The organism is Mesorhizobium sp. M6A.T.Cr.TU.014.01.1.1 (assembly GCF_004022765.1).
GTDB lineage: Bacteria > Pseudomonadota > Alphaproteobacteria > Rhizobiales > Rhizobiaceae > Mesorhizobium > Mesorhizobium mediterraneum.
Genome location: NZ_RZPG01000033.1, coordinates 64,207 through 79,714 on the forward strand (window position 1 = coordinate 64,207; position 15,508 = coordinate 79,714).

Genomic DNA, 15,508 nt, shown 5'->3' on the forward strand with positions numbered 1-15,508 from the left:
CCATTTTCGAACAATCCTCAAAGGAAATTCCCATGTCTCTCCGCTTCGCTCTTCTCGGTGCCGGCCGCATCGGCAAGGTCCACGCCCGTGCCGTTGGTTCCAATCCGCAGGCCAGGCTGGTGGCAGTTGCCGATGCCTTCGAGAAGGCGGCGACGGATCTGGCGTCGGCCTATGGCGCCGAAGTACGAACCATCGAGGCCATCGAAAAAGCCGGAGATATCGACGCAGTCATCATCTGCACGCCGACCGACACCCATGCCGACTTGATCGAGCGGTTCGCCAAGGCCGGCAAGGCGATCTTCTGCGAGAAGCCGATCGACCTCGACGCCGGCAGAGTGGAAGAATGCCTTGAAGTGGTCGACAAGGCCGGAGCCACTTTGATGGTTGGCTTCAATCGCCGCTTCGATCCGCATTTCGCCGCCGTGCGCAAGGCGATCGACGACGGCGCCATCGGCACGGTCGAGATGGTGACTATCACGTCGCGCGATCCCGGCCCGCCGCCACTCGATTATATCGGCCGCTCGGGCGGCATCTTCCGCGACATGACCATCCATGATTTCGACATGGCGCGCTTCCTGCTCGGCGAGGAGCCGGTGGCCGTCAGCGCCCATGCCTCGGTGCTGGTCGACAGACAAATCGGCGAGGCCGGCGACTTCGACAGCGTCAGCGTCATCCTCGAAACCTCTTCCGGCAAGCAGTGCATCATCTCCAATTCGCGCCGCGCCACCTATGGCTACGACCAGCGCATCGAGGTGCATGGCTCGAAAGGCATGATTGCGGCCGAGAACCAGCGGCCGGTGTCGATCGAACTGGCCAATGAAAAGGGCTATACGCGCCCGCCGCTGCACGACTTCTTCATGACCCGCTACCTCGACGCCTATGCCAACGAGATCGCTGCCTTCATCGCGGCGGCGACATCAGGCAAGAAGGCGGCGCCGAGCGGCAAGGACGGGCTCGTCGCGCTGAGGCTGGCGGACGCGGCGCTGAAATCGGCGAAGGAAGGCAAGACCGTTCGCCTCGACAAGACAGTCTGACTATCAAGCACAGGAGCAAGGCGATGAACGGTTCCGCCGGTCGCAATTCAGAAACACGCGCCATCGTCACCGGCGGTGCGCAAGGCATTGGCTTCGCCGTCGCTGAGGCGCTGGCTGATGAGGGCTGCCGGGCGCTGGCGCTGGTCGGCCGCTCGCAGGAGAAGGGCGACAAGGCCGTCGCCATCCTCAAGAAGTCGGGCGTCGACGCCATCTTCATCAGCGCCGATGTTTCCAAAGTGGCCGACTGCAAGCGCGCGGTCGAAACGGCGATCGGCCATTTCGGCAGCGTCAACGCGCTGGTCAATGCCGCCGCCACCTCGGCGCGCGGTTCACTGGTCGAGACGAGTGAAGAGCTTTTCGACCAGATTTTCCAGACCAATGTGCGCGGCCCCTTCTTCCTGATGCAGGGCGTGGTGGCGCAGCTGCTCGCCCGCAAGGCGCCAGGCTCGATCGTCAATGTGCTGTCGATGTCGGCGCATTGCGGGCAATCGTTCCTGGCGCCCTATTCGTCGAGCAAGGGCGCACTGGCGACGCTGACCAAGAATGTCGCCAACGCGTACCGCAGCAACCGCATCCGTTGCAACGCCGTGCTGCCCGGCTGGATGGACACCGAGGGCGAGGCGATCGTGCAGAAGAAATGGCACGATGCGCCTGATAACTGGCTGGAAAAGGCCGAGGCGGCGCAGCCGATGGGCCAATTGGTGAAGCCGGACCAGCTTGCCCGGCTGATCAGCTATATGGTCAGCCCGCAGTCGGGCGTCATGACCGGGTCGCTGGTCGACTATGACCAGAATATTGCGGGATCGTCGCCGGAATAGGATCAGCCGAGTAGCCTCACGTCCAGAAGCAGCTCGGCACGCGTCGGCCGAGATGACCCGAGAATACCCGCGGCCGGCGTGATCGATTCGACCAAACTCACCAAGGCGCTCGGGCTGAAAAACCCCTCTCCTTCCTTGTTGCCGCCGGATCATCATTCCCATATAGTCAAGATGGTCAGAATGGTCATGGAGGACGAAATGCTGTCTGCGCCCAAAAAGGGCACCAACTGGACGGTCGCTGGGGCAAAAGCTCGGCTCTCGGAGGTTATCGAGCGCGCCCAGTCATCGCCGCAGACGATCACCAGAAACGGCAAACCAAGCGTGGTTGTCGTCTCCGCCGAGGAATGGCAGCGCAAGACCGCGCGCAAGGGTACGCTTGCGGAGTTTCTGCTGGAGTCGCCGCTGCGCGGCGCCGATCTCGACCTCGAGCGTCAGCGCGACGAACCGCGTGATCTGCCGCTGTGAGGCTCCTGCTCGATACGAATGTCCTGTCCGAGGTGACTAGGCCGGCGCCTGACCCACGCGTTTTGGACTGGCTGGACGGGCTTGATGAGGACCGCTCATTCATCAGCGTCGTGTCGATCGCCGAGATCCGGCGTGGCGTCGCCCTCATGGATGAGAGCCGGAAACGCGAGGCACTGGCCCAATGGCTCGCTCAAGACCTGCCGCAGCGCTTCGAACAGAGGGTTCTTTCGGTGGACGAACCGATTGCCTTGGCGTGGGGCGACCTGATGGGCCTGGCGAAGCGCCGCGGTCGCGGCCTGTCGTCGATGGACGGCCTGATTGCAGCCACGGCGATTGCGCAGGAGCTCACCTTGGCAACGCGTAATACGAACGATTTCGAAGGCTTTGGAATTGAACTCTTCAATCCCTGGACTGCATGAACCGCTCGGCACTGCGTGTTGGGGCTCGAAAGCGACCGATGTGTCCTCGTCATCACTTCGTCATCCACGGGCGGAGCAAGGAGCGTAGCGACGCAGCGCAGACCCGAGGATCCACGCCGTGACTTCAACGCGTTGCCGCGATGCAGAATTCTGCTCCGCTGCGCTCTTCGGCTAGCGTCACGGAATGGATCCCAGGGTCTCCGCGACGGAGCTTCGCTCCTGCTTCGCCCTAGGATGACGAAGTTCGGAAGGCTTCAGCCAATCGCGAATGGGCTGGAGTAGACCTCCTCCTCATCAGACACGTGACAATCGCCACGGCTTCGACTATATGAGCCCCATGATCAACCTGACCGCCACCTATTGGTACTTTAGGAACTCGCTGGCGGCGGGAGGATTGCGCTCGATCTGAAGATTGCAGCATCAAAATCCGAACAGCCGCCAGACCTGGCGGCTTTTTTGTTTGAGCCGGCAGGTCTCCCAATCAGGAGCAGAGAGCCGTGTTGACCACCACAGATGATCTTCGGGTCAAGGAAATAAGGGAACTGAGTACGCCGGACCAGGTGATGCGGGAGATACCGCGCACGCTGACGGCGACGCGCACCGTGACCGCGTCGCGCAACGCTATCCACGCCGTGCTGACCGGCACTGACGATCGGCTGATCGTCGTCGTCGGCCCCTGCTCGATCCACGACCCGGCCGCCGCCGTAGACTATGCCAGCCGCCTGGCATCGCTGCGCGAAAGCCTGTCCGATCGGCTGGAGATCGTGATGCGCGTCTATTTCGAGAAGCCGCGCACGACGGTCGGCTGGAAAGGCCTGATCAACGATCCTGACCTCGACGGCAGCTTCAACATCGACAAAGGACTGAGGCTGGCGCGCAACGTTCTCTCCGCCGTCAACAATCTTGGCCTGCCGGCGGCGACCGAATTCCTCGACATGGCCACCCCGCAATACATTGCCGACCTCGTCGCCTGGGGCGCGATCGGCGCGCGCACGACGGAGAGCCAGATCCATCGGGAACTCGCATCCGGCCTGTCCTGCCCGGTCGGCTTCAAGAACGGCACCGACGGCAATTTGCGGATCGCCGCCGAGGCGGTGAAATCCGCCGCCCAGCCGCATCATTTCTTGGCGGTGACGAAGGGCGGGCGCAGCGCCATCGCGACGACCACCGGCAACGAGGACTGCCACGTCATCCTGCGCGGCGGCATTCAGCCCAATTATGACGCGGCAAGCGTCGCCGCCGCCGGTGCGGAACTCGCCCGGATCGGCGTCGCGCCCCGGCTGATGATCGATGTCAGCCACGCCAACAGCAACAAGAAGCCAGAGAATCAGCCGAAGGTAGCGGCCGACGTGGCGGGCCAAGTCGCGGCAGGCGACGAGCGCATTATCGGCGTCATGATCGAGAGCAACCTCGTTGCCGGCCGGCAGGACGTCATGCCCGGCAAGCCGCTCGTCTACGGCCAGAGCATCACCGATGGCTGCATCGACTGGGCAACCACCGAAACGGTGCTGCACGGCCTTGCCGACGCGGTCGAGCAACGCCGGTCGGCGCGACGCGCCCTGGTCGCCAGCCGCCCGGGAGCCGCTTGACGCTTTCCCCTTCTCCCCTTGTGGGAGAAGGTGGATCGGTGCGCAGCACCGAGACGGATGAGGGGTGCTGGAGGAAATGAGGCGTTGAGATATCGAGTGATTTTAGGTTCTTAAGACGTCAAAGTCGCGATCTGGCCAACACCCCTCATCCGACCGAGCTTCGCTCGGCCACCTTCTCCCACAAGAAGGGGAGAAGGGGAGCCAACGCCCGCGCTACCTAACATCCAACCAGCGCTGTTCCTCGAACGAGCGCGCCATGGCATGCACGGTGCGCTCGATCTCCAGGCCTTCGTCGAAATCGATGATGCGCGCCGGCTTGCCGGCGAGCCTGGTCAGCAGTTCTCGGCATTCGATGATCTTGAGATCGTTGAAGCCGAGACCGTGGCCGGGTGCCGGCAGGAAGGCGTCGTAAGGTCTGTGGTGCGGCGCCACCAGGATGGTTCGGTAACCCTGCTCGGTCGGCCGGTCGGCGGTGAGATAGAGCTGGAACTCGTTCATCCGCTCCTGATCGTACAGGATCGAGCCCTTCGAGCCGAAGATCTGGATGGCGATCCGGCCCTTGCGGCCCCAGGCCGAACGGTTGGCCAGCAAGGTGCCGGCAACGCCGTTTTCGAGGTGCATCAGCACGCTGGCGATGTCATAGGTCTCGACCGTGCGGCGCCCGCCTGAAGCGACGCGGCGATCGGCATAGGGTTTTGCCATGTCGCACATGACGCGGGCGACGCGGCCGAACAGCACGGCGACCAGCGACAGCGGATGCACCGCGAAATCGTCGAGCACGCCGTAGCCGGACGCCGCCTCGTGCTTCCAGAAGAACAGCGCCTCTGGATCGGCCATGAAATCCTCGTCCATCTCGATGCGCAGATGGTTGACCTCGCCGATGATCTTTTCGTCGAGCAGCGCACCGATATGGCGGATCGCGGGGTTCTGGATGTAGTTGTAGCCGAGGGCTGCCACCTTGCCGGATTTTTTCGCTGCTGCCGCCATGGCTTCGGCTTCTGCGAAGCCCGGCGCCATCGGTTTTTCGCACCATAGATGCTTGCCGGCTTCGAGGATGGCGATGGCCATTTCCGGATGGAACTGGTTTGGCGTCGTCAACGAGACGATATCGACCTCGGGGTCGTTAACGACGGCGCGCCAGTCACCGGAACCCTTGGCGAAGCCGAATTCGGTGGCACGGCGCTTGGCAAGGTCCTCGTCGACCTCGCCGAGATGGACCAGCCTTGGTTTGGCCACGTCGGGAAAGACAGTGCCGACCGCGTTCCAGGCGATGGCGTGGCACTTGCCCATGAAGCCTGTGCCGATAAGACCGACTCCCACCATTCCCTTGTCTCCGCTATCAGGAAGATTTGCGTGGATGAATTAGTCCATTTTATCCAGAAATGGAACGCATGCCTCATTTTTTATGGCCTTCTTGCACAGGCTCGCTATGATGGGGCACACAGCATCGACTGATGGGCCTAGGCGGAGCGACGATGGACGAACGGGTGCCCCGCGATTTCGAGACGCTGCGTACGACGATCCTGGAACGGCGCCATAGCCTGCCCAAGCGTATCGCGCAGATCGCCGCCTATGCGCTCGACAATCCCGACGATATTGCCTTCGGCACCGCCGCCAGCATAGCCGCCTCCGCCGGCGTTCAGCCTTCGACCCTGATCCGCTTTGCCCAGCAGCTCGGCTTCGACGGCTTCACCAGCCTGCAGCTGGTATTTCGCGAGCGCCTGCGTGAGCGCAATTCGTCCTATGATGAAAGGCTGGCGGCATTGCGCGCCAAGGCCGAGGAAGGCGCCGGTCACCGGGCGATCTTCGACGGCTTCGTCGCCGCGGCCAGCACCTCGCTCAACGATATTTCAGGCAGGTTGAACGAAGAGCATTTCGAAGATGCTATCGCCTTGCTGGCGAAGGCGGAGACCATCTATGTGCTGGCCAAGCGCCGCTCCTATCCGGTCGCCTCCTACATCGCCTATGCGCTGGGCAAGCTCAAGATCCGCAACCAGCTGATCGAATCGGCCGCCGGACTCAACGCCGAGATGATCGGCTTTGCCTCGCCCAGGGATGCCGTCATCGCCATCAGTTTCTCACCCTATGCCCCGGCGGCCATCGAGGAGGCGCGCGTCATCTCCGAGCAAGGCGTGCCGATCGTGGCGATCACCGACAGCTCGTTCTCTCCGCTCGCCCAGTTCGCCAAGGTCTGGTTCGAGGTTGCCGAGGCTGATTTCGCCGGCTTCCGCTCGCTGTCGGCGACCATGGCGCTGGCCATGGCGCTGACCGTCGCGGTTGGCGAGAAGCGCCGCGACACGGGCCGCAAGCGCAAGGCCTAGGTGGCCATCGCGCCAGCACTTTTCAGCAAAGGAACGCGTGTTCCATATTGACTATGGATTGGAATTATTATTTCATATTGCCGGCGCCACGCTGCCGCTCGCGCGTGTTACCCAAGACAACAAGGCTGATGGGAGGTTCGAATGGGCGAAGCCGTGGACGCGAAACATGCGCCGCTCGACGTCATCACCATTGGCCGCGCCTCCGTCGATCTCTATGGTCAGCAGATCGGCTCGCGCCTGGAGGACATCACCTCCTTTGCCAAGTCGGTCGGCGGCTGTCCGGCCAATATTTCAGTCGGCACGGCGAGGCTTGGCCTGCGCTCGGCGCTGCTCACCCGCGTCGGCGACGAGCAGATGGGCCGCTTCATCCGCGAGCAGCTGACGCGCGAGGGCGTATCCGTCGACGGCCTCAGGACGGACCCCGACCGGCTGACCGCGCTGGTGCTGTTGTCGGTCGAGGAGGAAGGCGTCTCGCCGATGATCTTCTACCGCTCCGACTGCGCCGACATGGCACTTTCGGAAGCCGATATCGACGAAGCGTTCATTGCCTCGGCGCGCGCGATCGTCGTCACCGGTACGCATTTTTCGCGGCCCAACAGCGATGCCGCGCAGCGCAAGGCGATCCGCGCTATCAAGGCCAAGGGCGGCAAGGTGGTGTTCGACATCGACTATCGCCCCAACCTCTGGGGGCTGGCCGGCCATGCCGAAGGGTTCGAGCGCTATGTGAAATCCGACCGGGTCTCCGCCCAGTTGAAGACGGTGCTGCCCGACTGCGACCTCATCGTCGGCACCGAAGAAGAGATCATGATTGCCTCCGGCGCCGACGATTGCCTGAATGCGTTGAAGACGATCCGCTCGCTGTCCAAGGCCACCATCGTCTTGAAACGCGGCGCCATGGGCTGCATCGTCTATGACGGGCCGATCAGCGACGATCTCGAAGACGGCATTGTCGGCAAGGGCTTTCCGATCGAGGTCTACAATGTGCTCGGTGCCGGCGATGCCTTCATGTCGGGCTTCCTGCGCGGCTGGCTGGGCGAGGAAAGCCTTGAGACGGCGGCGACCTGGGCCAATGCCTGCGGCGCCTTCGCCGTGTCGCGGCTGCTCTGCGCTCCGGAATACCCGACCTTCGAGGAATTGCAGTTCTTCCTGAAGAACGGCAGCAGGCACTTGGCGCTGCGCAAGGACGAGGCGATCAACCATGTCCATTGGGCGACGACGCGCAGGCGCGACATTCCCTCGCTGATGGCGCTGGCCTGCGACCACCGTATCCAGCTTGACGATGTCGCCGCGAAAGCCGGTGCCGACCCATCGCGCATCCATGATTTCAAGGTGCTGACGGTCAAGGCGGCGGCAAGGGTTGCCGCCGGCCGTGCCGGCTACGGCATGCTGCTCGACGAGAAATACGGCCGCGAGGCGATGTTCGAATTCGCCCGTCATTCCTTCGCCTGGCTCGGCCGGCCGGTCGAACTGCCGGGATCGCGGCCGCTTCGTTTCGAATTCTCGCAGGACATCGGCTCGCAATTGATCGAGTGGCCGGTCGACCATTGCATCAAGTGCCTATGCTTCTATCACCCCGACGACCCGGAGCCGCTGAAGACCGAGCAGCAGCAGAAGCTCAAAAGCCTGTTCGAGGCCGCGCGGAAAGTGGGCAGAGAACTTCTCATCGAGATCATTGCCGGCAAGCACGGCGAACTCGACGACACGACGATCCCGCGCGCGCTCGAGGAACTCTACGCGCTTGGCATCAAGCCTGACTGGTGGAAGCTCGAACCGCAGGCTTCAGCCGGGGCTTGGGCAAAGATCGAGGCGGTGATCCTGAAGAACGACCCATGGTGCCGCGGGATTGTGCTGCTCGGCCTCGAAGCGCCACAGGACGAGCTGGAAGCCGCCTTTGCCGCCACCGCCAAAGCGCCCATCGTCAAGGGCTTCGCCGTCGGTCGAACCATCTTCATCAACGCAGCCGAACAGTGGCTTGCCGGCAGAATGTCGGACGAGGAAGCGGTGGCCGACATGGCGTCTCGCTTCGAGAGACTGACCGAGGCATGGCTTGCCGCGCGCGGCCGCAAAGCAGCATAAGAAGGCGCGGCATAAGGACTGCGGAGGAAAACAAGATGACCAAGACAATCCGCCTGACGATGGCGCAGGCGCTGACCCGCTTTCTTGCTCGCCAGATGAGCGAGATCGACGGCAAGAAAATGCCGATCTTCGGCGGAGTCTGGGCGATCTTCGGCCATGGCAATGTCGCCGGCGTCGGCGAGGCGCTCTATCAGGTGCGCGACGAATTGCCTACCTTCCGCGCCCATAACGAGCAGGCGATGGCGCATGCGGCGATCGCCTATGCCAAGGCCAATTTTCGCCGCCGCTTCATGGCGGCGACCAGCTCGATCGGCCCCGGCGCGCTCAACATGGTGACGGCGGCGGCACTCGCGCATGTAAACAGGTTGCCCGTCCTGTTTCTCCCCGGCGACGTCTTCGCCAATCGCATCCCCGACCCCGTCCTGCAGCAGGCAGAGGATTTTTCTGACGGCACGGCGACGGTCAATGACTGCTTCCGGCCGGTGTCGCGCTACTTCGATCGCATCACCCGGCCGGAGCAGATCATCCCGGCGCTGAACCGTGCCATGCAGGTGCTGACCGATCCGGCCGAATGTGGGCCGGTGACGCTGGCGCTCTGCCAGGACGTGCAGGCCGAGGCCTATGATTACCCCGAGAGCTTCTTTGCCGAACGGGTCTGGCATCAGCGGCGGCCGCGTCCGGACCGCCAGGAACTCGCGGCTGCGGTTGCGGCGCTGAAGGCGGCGACTAAACCATTGGTGATTGCCGGCGGCGGCGTGCTCTATTCGCAGGCATCGGGTGAATTGGCGAAGCTGGTGCAAGGCGCCGGCATCCCGGTCTGTGAGACGCAAGGCGGCAAATCATCGCTGCCGGACGATCATCCGCTCAACATGGCGGCGGTCGGCGTCACCGGCACCTCGGCGGCCAACCGGCTGGCCGAAGAAGCCGACGTCGTGCTTGCCGTCGGCACCAGGCTGCAGGACTTCACCACCGGCTCGTGGGCGCTGTTCAAGAATTCCGGCAAAACCATCATCGGGCTGAACGTCCAACCTTTCGATGCGGGAAAGCACCAGGCGCTGCCGCTGGTCGCAGACGCGGCGGAAGGGCTCGCCGAGCTCGGCGCGGCGCTGAAAGACTGGAAGGCGCCGGCCGCCTGGACCGACAATGCGGCCAGGGGCAAGAAGGATTGGCAGGCCGATGCCGACAAGGTGACGGCGTCGACCAATGCCGCCTATCCCTCCGACGCGCAGGTGATCGGTGCCGTGCAGCGCGCCATGGGCGCCGGTGTGACGCTGCTTCATGCCGCCGGCGGCCTGCCCGGCGAATTGCACAAGCTCTGGCAGGCGGGGGCGCCCGGCTCCTACCATGCCGAATACGGCTTCTCGACCATGGGTTACGAGATCGCAGGCGGGCTTGGCGTCAAAATGGCCAAGCCCGACGAGGAGGTCGTCGTGATGATTGGCGATGGCTCCTATCTGATGCTCAATTCCGAGATCGCAACGTCTGTCATGCTCGGCCTCAAGCTGACCATCGTGCTGCTCGACAACCGAGGCTATGGCTGCATCAACCGGCTGCAGATGGCGACCGGCGGCGCCAACTTCAACAATCTCTTGAAGGACGCCCGCCACGAGGTTCTGCCCGATATCGACTTCGCCGCGCATGCGGCAAGCCTGGGCGCGATCGCCGAGAAAGTTTCGTCGATCGCCGGGCTGGAAACGGCGCTGGCGCAAGCTCGGAAGAATACCAGGACCACTGTGCTTGTCATCGACACCGATCCGCTGGTTTCGACCGAAGCCGGTGGAAGCTGGTGGGATGTCGCCGTGCCGGAAGTCTCGGTGCGCCCGCAAGTGAACGCGGCGCGCAAGAAATACGAGGAAGCGCTGAGCGGGCGGCCTTAAGCCGTCCGTGAAGCTGATCCTAAGGCCTGAACTGGAGTAACAACTTGAGAGCCAAACTGGGCATGTCCCCCATTGCATGGTGGAACGACGATCTTGCGGAACTCAGCGATGATGTGTCGCTGGAGGAATGCCTGGCGCAGTCGCGCTCGGCAGGCTTCACCGGCATGGAAATGGGCCGCCGTTTTCCCAGCGATCCGGAGATCATGCTGCCGATCCTGAAAGAGGCCGACGTCACGCTTTGCGGCGGCTGGTTCTCCGGCACGCTGGTCGACGAAGACATGGCCAGGAATAAGGATCGCATCCAGCCGATGATCGATCTGTTCAAGGCAGTGAACGCGCCCTGCATCGTCTATGGCGAGGTCGGCCGCTCCATCCAGGGTGATCGCTCGAAGCCGCTCGCCACCAAGCCCAGGCTTTCGGACGACGAGATGAAAGCCTATGCGAGGCGCCTCACCGAGTTCGGCGAATGGTGCGCCGAGCAAGGCATGCCACTCTCCTACCACCATCATATGGCGGCGGTCGTCGAGACCGAGCCCGAACTCAATGCCTTCATGCGGTACTCGGGCGAAGGCATTCCCTTGCTGCTCGATGCGGGCCACCTGGCTTTTGCCGGCGGTGACGTGCTGCGCGCCATCGACAATCATCACCGGCGCATCAACCACGTGCATGTGAAGGACGTGCGCATGGGGGTGATCGAGAAACTCGACCGCCAGAAGCAATCCTTCCTCGATGCCGTGGCGCTCGGCGCCTTCACGGTGCCGGGAGATGGCTCGCTGGATTTTGGCGCCATTGTGGAAAGGCTGGCGAACTACGGTTATGAAGGTTGGTTCGTGGTCGAGGCGGAGCAGGACCCAAGAACGAATCCGCCACTCAAGATGGCGCAAGTCGGCTACAAGGAGTTGATGCGGGTGATGACGGCCGCAGGCTACACGGTTGAAACACAGGGCTTCCCCAATGCTTGAATGCACTATTTCCGGCGACAGGCTGATCCGATGCCCGGGCTGATCCGATGAAGGACTCCGAGCACCCGTTCTTCCGGCCCCTGTGGCGGCGCGTTGCCATCGTCGCGGTCTGCCTAGCCTGGGCAGTGGTCGAGTTTGCCACCGGCGCACCGTTCTGGGGCACGATCGCGCTCGGCTTCACCGGCTATGCCGTGTGGCAGTTCTTCTATCTCTACAAGCCGGCCGACGGGGACAAGGCTTCGGCCGACACCGAACCGAAGGAATGACCCTATATGTCGAAACTGCTCGTCAAAGCCGATAAGGGCCACGGTCGCGTCGCCCATGTGACGCCGCAAAGCGCCGGCTGGACCTATGTCGGTTTCGATCTGCATCGATTGCGGCCAGGCGAAACGGCCTCTGAGCAAACCGCGGATCGCGAAGTCTGCCTGGTATTCGTCACCGGCAAGGGCCAGGCCAAGGCCGGCGGCAAGGATCTCGGCCTGCTCGGCGAACGCATGTCGCCCTTCGAGGGCAAGCCGTGGTCAGTCTATGTGCCGCAGGGCTCTGACTGGTCGGTGACCGCCGACACCGATGTCGAACTCGCGGTCTGCTCGGCGCCTGGGCTTGGCGGCGGCCTGCCGGTCCGCGTCATTGCGCCGAAGGAACTCGGCCAGGAGGTTCGCGGCAAGGGCACCAACACGCGCTATGTCACCAACATCCTGCCGGAAGGCAAGCCGGCCGATTCCTTGCTGGTGGTCGAGGTCATCACGCCCGGCGGCCACACCTCGAGCTACCCGCCGCACAAGCATGACCAGGACAATCTGCCGGCCGAATCCTATCTCGAGGAGACCTACTATCACCGGCTCAACCCGCCACAGGGCTTCGCCTTCCAGCGCGTCTACACGGATGCCGACAGGAATGGCGCTCGTTCGCTCGATGAGGCGATGGCGATCGAGGACGGCGACGTCGTGCTGGTGCCAAAGGGCTATCATCCTTGTGCCGCCTGCCATGGCTACGACCTCTATTACCTCAACGTCATGGCCGGGCCGAAGCGGACGTGGAAGTTCCACAACGCGCCTGAGCACGAATGGCTGATGAAGAGCTGATCGCGCGGCTCTTCCGGGTTGGCAAACTGGCCCAAAGCGAAAAAATCGTCGGCTAATGACCCGCCTGAACAACTTTGTTATCAGGAGCGATCATCAGCTTCGTCATTTCGTCATGCAAATCGCCTATGGCAGCGGGAGTTGACGAGGACTTTCGATGCGCTACGCTATCTATTTCACCCCCCGGCAGGACGAACCGCTGGCGCGGATCGCCGCCAATTGGCTCGGCCGCGACCCATTCGGCGCCGCCACAAGGCCTGTCGAGGCCGTGGGCGATCTGTCGGCGGCGGAAGTCGCCTTCCACACCGCTTCGGCGCGCCGCTACGGCTTCCACGCGACGCTGAAGGCGCCCTTCCGGCTGGCCTCGAACGAGACGGAAGCCTCGCTTCGCGCGGCGCTCGACGATTTTGCCGAGACGACGCCGGTGGTGATGATCCCGCGTCTGGTCGTCAGCCAGATCGATGGCTTCTTCGCGCTCGTGCCGGAAGGACCACTGCCGGCGCTCAACCGCTTCGCCGACGACGTCGTGCGCGACTTCGACCGTTTTCGCGCGCCGCTGAGCGAGGCGGAAATCGAGCGGCGCAGCCCGGATTCGCTGAAGCCGGCTGAATTCCGCAATCTCTGCCAGTGGGGCTACCCCTATGTCTTCGAGACCTTTCGTTTCCATATGACGCTGTCCGGCCGAGCCTCGCCACAGGAAAGCCCTCGTCTTCGCTTAGCAATCGACAGCCTGTTTGCGCAGGTCCTGCAAAAGCCGGTGCCGGTGGACGCGCTGACCCTATTTGTCGAAACCGAACCTGGCGCCCCGTTCATGGTGCTTTCCCATCACGCGCTCGGGCGCCGCCCGGCTAGAAAAACTGCCTGAGATGACTATCTCTTTTAACCGCGTTTGTGCGACGCCAATCGATTCCAATTGGCTGCAAAATGCTCCAAGGACTGCCTGAAATGACCGCCGAGACCGTTCTCAACAATGCCCGCATCGTGCTTGCCGACGAGATCGTCGAAGGATCGATCGTGCTGCGCGACGGCTTGATCACCGGGATCGATGCCGGTGCCGGCCGGACCGGCGAGGACATGGGCGGCGATTTCATCATCCCCGGACTGGTCGAGCTTCACACCGACCACCTCGAAGGCCATTACGCGCCGCGGCCGAAAGTGCGCTGGAACCCGATCGCCGCGGTGCTCGCTCACGACGCGCAAGTGGCGACCGCCGGCATCACCACCGTGCTCGACGCCTTGCGCGTCGGCATGGACGACGATGCCGACATGAATTCGGCCGACATGCGCAAGCTGGCCGATGCGATCGAGGACAGCGTCCAGCAGGACCGGCTGCGGGCCGATCATTTCATCCATCTGCGCTGCGAGGTTTCGGCGCCGGATTGCCTCGCAGCCTTCGCCCATTTCGACGGCGATGACAGGATCAAGCTGGCGTCGCTGATGGACCATGCGCCGGGACAGCGCCAGTTCGTCGACTTGGAAACCTATGCCTATTACTACCAGCGCAAGCTGAAGCTGACGGATCGCGAATTCCAGCAATTTTGCGAGAAGCGGATGGCGGAATCGGCGACGAATTCCGGCCCGAACCGCGCCTTCATCGCCGCCGCCTGCCATCAGCGCGGCATCGTGCTCGCCAGCCATGACGACGCCACGACAGGCCATGTCGATGAAGCGATCGAGCAGGGTGTCCGCGTCGCCGAGTTCCCAACTACAGAAGAAGCCGCCAGGGCCTCGAAAGAAGCAGGGCTTGGCGTGCTGATGGGCGCGCCGAACGTCATGCGCGGCGCCTCGCATTCTGGAAACGTTTCAGCCCGCACACTCGCCGGCGACGGGCTGCTCGACATACTGTCGTCCGACTACATTCCCTTCAGCCTGATCCAGTCGGCCTTTTTTCTCGGCGACGTGGTCGACGGCATTTCCCTGCCTCAGGCGGTGGCGATGGTCTCGAAGAACCCGGCCGAAGCAGTCGGCCTCACCGACCGTGGCGTTATCGAGCAGGGCCGGCGCGCCGATCTGGTGCGTGTACGTCTCGACGACCATGTCCCGGTCGTCCGCACGGTCTGGCGGCAAGGACGCCGGGTCGCATGATGGCGTCGGCGTTGATCGAGCGTGAGTTGTCGGCCGCGGCGTTTCCGATCCGCGACGGTGTCTTTGTCGCCGTTGTCGGGCCGAGCGGCGCCGGCAAGGACACGGTGATCGGCTATGCCCGCACCCGCTTCGCTGACGAGACAAGGCTGGAGTTCGTGCGCCGGGTCATCACCCGGCCGAGCGACACGACAAGCGAGGATCACGACACGCTGGCCGATGCGGCCTTTGTCGAGGCCGAGGCGGATGGCGCCTTCGCCATCTCCTGGGAGGCGCATGGTTTGCGCTACGGCATTCCGGCTGAAGTCGACTGGTCGGTCGCCAATGGACGCGTCGCCATTGCCAATGTCTCCCGCGCCATTATCCCGGTTCTACGCGAGCGTTACGCAAATCTCGCCATCGTCGAGATCACCGCTTCACCGGAAATCCTGGCCGAGCGATTGGCCATGCGCGGCCGCGAGTCGCGCGGCGAGGTGCTGGCGCGCCTGGCGCGCAGCGCCAATGTGGCGCTGTCCGGGCCAGGCGTCACCTCGATCGACAATAGCGGCCCACGCGAGGCAGCCGGCGAGCGCTTCGCCGATGTGCTGCGCAAGGCCATGGCTTTTTCGGATATGTCGGGCTTGATCTAGGCAGCCCCTTACCTTCTCCCCTTGTGAGACCTTTGCACAGAAGCCGAACGGTGATTCTGTGGTGAAGGTTGGAGCAGGGAGATTCGGGATGGCGGATCGTGTTTTGGGTCAGTTGAGTCTGGCGGACGGTCTGGCGGCGTCGGATGAGACGATT

The 15,508-nt window shown here is 63.3% G+C and carries 15 protein-coding genes; 14 read left to right on the forward strand and 1 reads right to left on the reverse strand.

Annotation, left to right across the window (positions count from 1 at the left end):
* The first annotated feature begins 32 nt into the window (after positions 1-32).
* From iolG to EN885_RS28780, 5 genes are all read left to right on the forward strand, one after another.
* Positions 33-1,034 carry an inositol 2-dehydrogenase gene (iolG, locus tag EN885_RS28760; protein ID WP_095484498.1) on the forward strand — a complete coding sequence of 334 codons (1,002 nt, stop codon included), beginning with the start codon at positions 33-35 and terminating at the stop codon, positions 1,032-1,034.
* Positions 1,035-1,057: 23 nt separating this feature from the next.
* Positions 1,058-1,852, forward strand: a complete 795-nt coding sequence (locus EN885_RS28765) for an SDR family oxidoreductase (RefSeq protein ID WP_095484499.1) — start codon at positions 1,058-1,060, stop codon at positions 1,850-1,852.
* A gap of 198 nt (positions 1,853-2,050) precedes the next feature.
* Positions 2,051-2,317, forward strand: a complete 267-nt coding sequence (locus EN885_RS28770) for a type II toxin-antitoxin system Phd/YefM family antitoxin (protein ID WP_126107278.1) — start codon at positions 2,051-2,053, stop codon at positions 2,315-2,317.
* Positions 2,314-2,736, forward strand: coding sequence for a type II toxin-antitoxin system VapC family toxin (locus EN885_RS28775; protein WP_126104018.1), 423 nt, complete (start codon positions 2,314-2,316; stop codon positions 2,734-2,736). Before EN885_RS28770 ends, EN885_RS28775 begins: the two co-directional genes overlap by 4 nt.
* Positions 2,737-3,233: 497 nt before the next feature.
* Positions 3,234-4,325, forward strand: a complete 1,092-nt coding sequence (locus EN885_RS28780; RefSeq protein ID WP_095484501.1) for a 3-deoxy-7-phosphoheptulonate synthase — start codon at positions 3,234-3,236, stop codon at positions 4,323-4,325.
* Positions 4,326-4,538: 213 nt separating this feature from the next.
* Here EN885_RS28780 and EN885_RS28785 read toward each other — a convergent pair whose 3' ends face one another.
* Complete coding sequence (locus EN885_RS28785; RefSeq protein WP_095484502.1) at positions 4,539-5,648, reverse strand: Gfo/Idh/MocA family oxidoreductase; 1,110 nt, start codon at positions 5,646-5,648, stop codon at positions 4,539-4,541.
* Positions 5,649-5,800: 152 nt separating this feature from the next.
* On the opposite strand from EN885_RS28785, the gene EN885_RS28790 reads away from it, so the two are divergent.
* From EN885_RS28790 to phnN, 9 genes are all read left to right on the forward strand, one after another.
* Positions 5,801-6,646: a MurR/RpiR family transcriptional regulator gene (locus EN885_RS28790; protein ID WP_164547059.1), complete on the forward strand. Its 846-nt coding sequence runs from the start codon at positions 5,801-5,803 to the stop codon at positions 6,644-6,646.
* A gap of 141 nt (positions 6,647-6,787) precedes the next feature.
* Positions 6,788-8,722 (forward strand): 5-dehydro-2-deoxygluconokinase, encoded by a 1,935-nt coding sequence (iolC, locus tag EN885_RS28795; protein ID WP_128243729.1) that lies wholly within the window; start codon positions 6,788-6,790, stop codon positions 8,720-8,722.
* Between the two features lie 35 nt (positions 8,723-8,757).
* Positions 8,758-10,599, forward strand: a complete 1,842-nt coding sequence (gene iolD / locus EN885_RS28800; RefSeq protein WP_128243730.1) for a 3D-(3,5/4)-trihydroxycyclohexane-1,2-dione acylhydrolase (decyclizing) — start codon at positions 8,758-8,760, stop codon at positions 10,597-10,599.
* A gap of 44 nt (positions 10,600-10,643) precedes the next feature.
* On the forward strand, positions 10,644-11,561 hold the full coding sequence (gene iolE / locus EN885_RS28805) for a myo-inosose-2 dehydratase (RefSeq protein WP_128243731.1): 918 nt from the start codon (positions 10,644-10,646) through the stop codon (positions 11,559-11,561).
* Positions 11,562-11,608: 47 nt separating this feature from the next.
* Positions 11,609-11,827, forward strand: coding sequence for a DUF3329 domain-containing protein (locus EN885_RS28810; RefSeq protein WP_128243732.1), 219 nt, complete (start codon positions 11,609-11,611; stop codon positions 11,825-11,827).
* A gap of 6 nt (positions 11,828-11,833) precedes the next feature.
* A complete protein-coding gene (gene iolB / locus EN885_RS28815) occupies positions 11,834-12,646 on the forward strand; it encodes a 5-deoxy-glucuronate isomerase (RefSeq protein WP_128243733.1) in 813 nt (270 codons plus the stop codon).
* 154 nt (positions 12,647-12,800) lie between these two features.
* Complete coding sequence (locus EN885_RS28820) at positions 12,801-13,508, forward strand: DUF1045 domain-containing protein (protein WP_128243734.1); 708 nt, start codon at positions 12,801-12,803, stop codon at positions 13,506-13,508.
* A gap of 80 nt (positions 13,509-13,588) precedes the next feature.
* Positions 13,589-14,728: an alpha-D-ribose 1-methylphosphonate 5-triphosphate diphosphatase gene (locus tag EN885_RS28825; RefSeq protein ID WP_126104027.1), complete on the forward strand. Its 1,140-nt coding sequence runs from the start codon at positions 13,589-13,591 to the stop codon at positions 14,726-14,728.
* Positions 14,725-15,354 (forward strand): phosphonate metabolism protein/1,5-bisphosphokinase (PRPP-forming) PhnN, encoded by a 630-nt coding sequence (gene phnN / locus EN885_RS28830; RefSeq protein ID WP_164547060.1) that lies wholly within the window; start codon positions 14,725-14,727, stop codon positions 15,352-15,354. The genes EN885_RS28825 and phnN overlap by 4 nt, the downstream gene beginning before the upstream one ends.
* Positions 15,355-15,508 lie beyond the last annotated feature (154 nt).